This window comes from Streptomyces sp. NPDC059477 (assembly GCF_042749375.1).
GTDB lineage: Bacteria > Actinomycetota > Actinomycetes > Streptomycetales > Streptomycetaceae > Streptomyces.
Map to the genome: position 1 here is coordinate 70599 of NZ_JBHYUG010000008.1, position 6380 is coordinate 76978.

The 6380-nt window shown below is 71.3% G+C and carries 5 protein-coding genes; all 5 read left to right on the forward strand.

All coding sequences use genetic code 11. From position 1 onward, the window contains the following. The first annotated feature begins 22 nt into the window (after positions 1-22). The 5 genes from ACFXAZ_RS06390 (at position 23) to ACFXAZ_RS06410 (ending at position 5844) form a co-directional block, all read left to right on the forward strand. Positions 23-1135, forward strand: coding sequence for an ABC transporter substrate-binding protein (locus ACFXAZ_RS06390; protein WP_384585891.1), 1113 nt, complete (start codon positions 23-25; stop codon positions 1133-1135). 921 nt (positions 1136-2056) lie between these two features. Next, positions 2057-2959, forward strand: coding sequence for a S1 family peptidase (locus ACFXAZ_RS06395; protein ID WP_384585893.1), 903 nt, complete (start codon positions 2057-2059; stop codon positions 2957-2959). 221 nt (positions 2960-3180) lie between these two features. Beyond that, positions 3181-3399, forward strand: a complete 219-nt coding sequence (locus ACFXAZ_RS06400; protein WP_384585895.1) for a hypothetical protein — start codon at positions 3181-3183, stop codon at positions 3397-3399. Then, on the forward strand, positions 3396-5354 hold the full coding sequence (locus ACFXAZ_RS06405; RefSeq protein ID WP_384585897.1) for an SMI1/KNR4 family protein: 1959 nt from the start codon (positions 3396-3398) through the stop codon (positions 5352-5354). The genes ACFXAZ_RS06400 and ACFXAZ_RS06405 overlap by 4 nt, the downstream gene beginning before the upstream one ends. Before the next feature lie 151 nt (positions 5355-5505). Next, a complete protein-coding gene (locus ACFXAZ_RS06410; protein WP_382679733.1) occupies positions 5506-5844 on the forward strand; it encodes a hypothetical protein in 339 nt (112 codons plus the stop codon). Positions 5845-6380: the final 536 nt, after the last annotated feature.

A 6380-nucleotide genomic window follows, 5' to 3' on the forward strand; every position in this document is an offset into this window, starting at 1 on the left:
GCCGCACGGGAGACGCCACCGTATGAGTACCTCACCGCCGCCACCCTCGGCGGAGCCGACCGCCGGACCATCCGTGCGGATCGGCGCACTCGTTCCGCTGACTCGGCCCGGCTGGATCGAGGCGGGCCGACACCTGCTCGCGGGACTCAGGCTGGGCGTTCGCGAGGTCAACGACGCCGGTGGGATCGCCGGGCGGCCGATCGAGTTGGTGGTCCGAGACACCGCGGCCGATCCGCGGCGGGCCGTGGCAGCCGTGGACGAATTGGCCCGCCAGGGGGTGGCCGCCCTGGCGGGGGAGTATCACAGCGTCGTCGCTCGCGCCGCCGCGGCCAGGGCCGACGCCCTCGGCCTGCCGTTCCTCTGTTCGTCAGCGGTGCTCGACGCACTCACCGACCGGCCGACGGAACGGGTCGCGCGCCTCGCCCCGGCGCAGTCGTACGGCTGGCGGATCTACGCGGACTTCCTGGTCGGCGCGGGCCACAGCCGTATCGCCGTGGCCGCCGATCCGAGCGTCTACTGGGCGTCCGGGACCCGCATCCTGCGGGATCACCTTGCTCCCCGGGGCGGCACCCTCATTGAACTCGACGCCGGCACACTCGCGCCCACGGCCCTGTGCGACGCCCTGGTCGACCATCACGCGACAGCCCTCCTTCTCCTGGTCGGCCACCCGGAGCCGGCCGTCTCGATCGTCAGGGCCGTCCGCCGCGACCGGCGCGTCGCCAGGACGCTGATCGGTGCGCCGGCCGGCCAGCCGGAGTTCACGCAGTGGGCGACCCTGCTGGGCGACGAGGCCGCCGCGATCCCGTTCCTGCGCTACCTGCCCGAGCGCCTCGGCCCACTGGGCGCACGCGTCGAAACGGCCCTCCGTGAACGGCTGGCCGAAGCGCCCTCCTTCGTCGCCCACGAGGGCTACGACACGGTCGCCGTCCTCGCCGATGTGCTGCGCTCCCACGGTACGGACCGGGCGAGCGTCGCCGAATCCTGGCCGCGCGTCGCGGTCGAAGGCACGCGCGGCCAGATCCGCTTCTCCCGCGAACCGGGGATCGGCGTGTGGCAATGGACTTGGCCACCGGTCCAGGTCGTCGATCGGGATCCGGCGGAGCCCGGTCGCTTTCGGGTTCTGCACACCGGCTGAGGAAACCGGACCGGTTCCAGGCTCTGCACATCGACGAGAGAGAACCGGACCGATTCGGGGCTCTGCACACCAACTAAAGGAACCCGACGGCTACAGGGCTAGTCACTGAGCACGGAACGCCACCCGCTCAGACCCGCACGCGAGGAACCGCAGACCCCCGCGGCGCCCGCCCGAACCTGACACCCCGTCACTAACCGGACGTACAGCTTCCAGAAAAACGGAAGTGGCGCCCCCGCTCACGAAGGCGCCGAACCGGACATCGGCGCCGACGCGGCAAGGAGGGCAATCCGCCCCATAGGGACGCGGTCCCACATGGGCCACTGGGGGCATTTCCCGCCGCCACCCACGGGAGATGGTTCAAGCTCTCGCCCGTCCCCGAATCCGGAGCGGACGGCGAGGGCGCCACGAGCCTGACCTCCCCGGCCGCACCACGCCACGTACCGGAACGCTCCACGCGATCTTCACAAACCGGCCATGCCGCCCAACGGTTCGCGCGAGCCGGCCCTCCGCTCGACACCCGCGCGACGCTGAGCAGCCACGCCCTTCCCCGACGTTGATGTCGCCAGAGATCGTCGGGGATCACCATGGTTGGCGCATTTCCCCCGGGCACCTGCCACCCTGGGCCCGCACCGGAACCGGTGGGACACCGACGCGTGGAACCTGAGCGCCCCTCATGTCGCCGCGCGCCCCCGCATCCGGTGCCGGACCTGGCAAGGGGCCCTTCCTGCCAACCGCGTCCCCTGTCCGAAGCCCCTCGTCAGAGCGTCCGAAAGCCGAACTTGTTGGCAGGGACCGGTCACGCTGAGGATTTCAATCGTCGACACGGCGGCCCCAGGACACCCGCACGGTCCTTGGGTCTGCCGCTGCCGTGACCGAGGGCCCGGACATCGAACGGGCCCAGGATCTCTCATCGGAGGACATGTGAAGGTCAAGACGTTCCTGTCTTCGGGCTCCGTCGCCCGCAGAGCCCGCGCCGCCACCGTCGTCGCCAGCCTGGCGGCCGTGTCCGCACTCGTGGCCCCCACCGCCCTGGCGGCTCAGGCCCCCGCGGAGCCGCAGCCCACCGTGGCGCAGCTCGCCCAGGCCAGCGACGCCGTGCTCAGCGCCGACATCGGCGGCACGGCCTGGTACACCGACAAGGCGTCGGGCAAGGTCGTCGTCACCGCCGACAGCACCGTCTCGGCGGCGGAGATCAACGAGATCAAGGAGGCAGCCGGCGCCCAGGCCGGGGCACTGGAGATCAACCGCACGCCGGGCAAGTTCACCCGCCTGATCGCCGGCGGCGAGGCCATCACCTCGTCCGGCGTCCGCTGTTCCCTCGGCTTCAACGTCGTCAAGGCCGGCCAGTACTTCGCGCTCACCGCGGGCCACTGCACCATCGGCCGGCCCACCTGGAGCATCGGCACGGCGGTGCCTGGCCAGACCGTCTTCCCGGTCAACGACCACGGGGTCATCGCCCACTCCAACCCGGCCGCCGCCGACGGCCGCGTGTACCTCTACAACGGCACGTACCGCGACATCATCAACGCCGGTACCCCCACGGTCGGCCAGCGCATCGAGCGCTCGGGCAGCACCACCGGCTACCGCACCGGCACCGTCACCGGCCTGAACGCCACCGTCAACTACGGCGGCGGTCAGCTGGTCTACAACACCCACCAGACCAACGCCTGCGCCGAACCCGGCGACAGCGGCGGCCCGCTCTTCGGCGGCAACACCGCGTACGGCCTGCTCTCCGGCGGCAGCGGCAACTGCACGGTCGGCGGCACCACGTTCTACGAGCCGGTCACCCGTCCGCTGGGCCTGTACGGCCTGAGCGTCTTCTAGTCGGGCAGCGGGAACCCGCCGGGCGGTCCCCCGGCGGTTCCTCGCGGTTCAGTTCCTGACGGCTCTTTGCGGTTCCTTGCGGTTCCTTGCGGTTCCGGCGGTTGTCGGTTCGTTCCCGGTGACCGCCGGTCGACCTCCGGTCGGCCCCCGCCGACCCGCCCCCGGCACGGTGTACGGGCCGTACCGGGGGCGGCATCGATCAGGACGCCGCTCTGGCTGCGGTGGGCGAGACAAACCTCCGCGCCGACGACTGCCACCTCCCGTACTTCTATCAACTGGGCACCCAGCTCGGACACGGGGACGCCCGCATCGACCACCTCGCCGACCTGCTGCGCCATCCCGATGCCATGCCGCCCCGGACCTTCGTGCCCGCAGACATCCCGGCGGCGATGCGTCCGGCCGCCGCATTGTCAGTGCCGGATGGCACCATCGGGACATGAGTGATGAGTCCTTCAACTGGCACGAGTTTTTGGGACGTTGGCAGAGGGAGTGGGTCCCGCGCGACAACGGCGATGAGGACGAGGAAGAGGTCGAGGACGAGGGCGGCGGGCCGGGTGTCGTCCCTCTGGGCAGGGACGGGGCGGGCGAGGCGGCGATCTCCGCGGCCGAGGAGCGGCTGGCGCGGCGGCTGCCGCCCTCGTACCGAGAGTTCCTGGCCGAGAGCGACGGGTGGCAGGTGGACCAGATGGCCGGGGTCTATCGGCTCGGCGGCACCGCGGACATCGACTGGTTCCAGGATCCGTACGACATGACCCCGATGTACGAGGGACACCTGGGCGACAACCCGCACGAGGAGGATGTGCTGCTGGCCGGGATGTGGCGGCGGGCGCTACGGCTGGAGACGGACTCCGACATGTCGTACGCCCTGCTCGACCCGGGCGACAGCGACCAGAACGGCGAGTGGGCGCTGTACGTCTACAAGGGCTGGAGCGGCGAACTGCCCGACCGCTACCCGTCGTTCCGCGCGTACATGGAAGCCATGTATCGCGGCTTCCACTCCGCCCGGGTGGAGAGACCCGACTTCGTGAACGCGACCACGCGCACCCAGGACGCCCGGGTGGCGGAGGCCCGCCTGCTGGCCCTGCGCGGACGGTACGAGGAGGCGCTACCGCTGCTTGAGGAGGCGCTGTCCTTCGGACGTCCCGGGAGCGCCCACTTGCTGAAGCAGCTCCGGCATCTGCTGGCGCCGCACAGCCCCCAGGACTACGGCCTGCTGGTGGCCGACCCGCGCTACCTGCCCGAGATCCTCCCCGTGGAGGCCATCACGCCGGCCCGAGGCGAATGGCGGCTGGGCGGGGACGACCACTGGCTCGGGATGATGACCGCACGCGGGGCCGGCCGGGAGACCGTAGAGGCGGTGCTGAGCGCGATGCGGGACGGCACCCACCGCTACGCGCCTCCCGGCCCGTGGGGCCGGGCCGTCGCCGAGGCCCGGGAGTCGGCCTGTCGAGGGGCGACCGACGCCGCGTGGCGTGTGCTGCGGGGCGCGCTCCCACTGTGGGAAGCGCCGGGGCCCTCGCTCATCGCTCCGATCGGGCTGCTCGCCGACCCGGTCCTGGGTCCGCTGGTCACCCCGGAGCGCGGGCGGGAAATCCTGGCGACACCGAGGGCCGGGGAGACGGGGCCCGCTCCGGAACCGGTGCCCGATCTCGACCCGCCCGGCCTCACCTGGCTGACGGAGGCTGCGGCGAACCGGCGGTCGCTCGACGGCTACCGCTGTGTCTGGGTCGAGGGGCGCGACATCGCCGATCTGCCCGCCCTGATAGGCGAGGAGGGCGCCGGACTGAGCGCGCCCGTGAACCCGCGTGAGGCGTCCTGGCGGGCACCCAGGCCCCATGAGCGGGAGGGTGTGGAACTCTGGGAGGACCGGGCCGTGGTCGCCGCCGGCCGCACGGCCGGCGGATGGGCCTTCGCCTTCGAAGGCGATTCCCACCACCGCTTGAACAAAAGGTTCCTGTCCCTCGCTCCGGCCGCCTCCGCGTCCGGCCGCGCGGTACTGGTGTGGCGCGACCCGGGGAGGATCTCTCCGGGTGACCACCCGGCTGCGTTCCACCTATCGGTGGCCGAACAGGGCGAGGAACTCTACGCCTTCACCGTGCGGGGTACGGAGATTCAGCGCTCCGGCGCGATACCCGAGGCACTGGACCCCGCAAGGCTGTTCCGCCCGGAGCACCATGACCTGGGCGCCGGGCTAGGCAGTGACCTGGACGCCGAAGCCCGTGTGCTGGCCGTCCTGCACACCGAACTCGGACTCTCGCTGCCCCGCTTCGCGCTGACCCAGGGCAGACTCCCCACCTTCACCACCCGGTCCTGGACCCGGGCGCCGGGCGAGGGCGAGGGGTTCGCCTACGCCATGATCGTGGGGCACCAGCACCGGGACCAGCGGATGGGGTGACGGTGGACGTACGGGTGGGGCGGTCGAGTTCACCCTTTCGAGGCGTTGCTACACGATGTGTCCGGTCGGACACTGAATGTAGTGGGCCATGGTCCTCCGCCGGAACAGCCGGTTGGTGTATGGGGCCTGGCCGGGTCGAGAGAGGTGCATTGTGTCCATCATCACCGCACCGGAATCCAGCGTGGAAACCGTCGAGCAGATCGAGGGCCTCGTCGCCGGCGGCAATGTCGTCGACGTGTGGCGCGGCTGGGTCAACTGGGGCCCGTACAACAACTGGGTCAACTACCCGATCACCTGGAATGTCATCAACGCCAACTCGACGGTCCTCGTCGCGGCCAGCGAGATCGACGGGAACAACGTGCGGTTCTTAGGAGCCGCGCCCATCACCGTGGCGAACATCGTCCCGGCCGCCGGACTCGTCACCGTCAAGATCAACATCGCGTGGGGCAGCGGCCTCCGGATCCGTACGGACATTGTCGTCCTCAACTGACCTGTCAACCAGGGGAGTTCAGTGGCCGGTCGGCGGACAGGGCGCAGGAGTGCCGACGGCCGGCCACCTCTCGCTCCGCCAGGTGGCAGCTTGGAGTGGGGCAGGAGATGCCCGGGCGACCTCGCAGAGCCGGTAGCGGTCCATCTCGGCACTGTCCCCGTCCAGGCTCTTCAGGAGCGACCCCTTGTGGGGGCTGGTACGTATGTGTCGTCCGTCATCGGCCGACGGGTGGCGGTCGGCGGGTGGCCTGGCCGGTGACACCGCTGGCGCGGACGTAGTTCCTCCGGACCGGCATCCACAGCCCGAACGCCGAACGGCCTCCCGTCTTCCCCACCCACCTACGCGACGACGGCACCCGGGATGCCGCCCGCCGCCTGATGAATACCGGACCCCACGGGGGGCAGGAGCCGGGGCAGAGGGCCACGGACGTCTCCGGTGGGGGGGGGCGCGACTCGCCCCCCCCCCCCCCCCTGAGAAACCCCCGGGCACCCCCCCCCCCCCCCCCCCCCCACCGAGTGGAGGCCCCCCGCACAGGA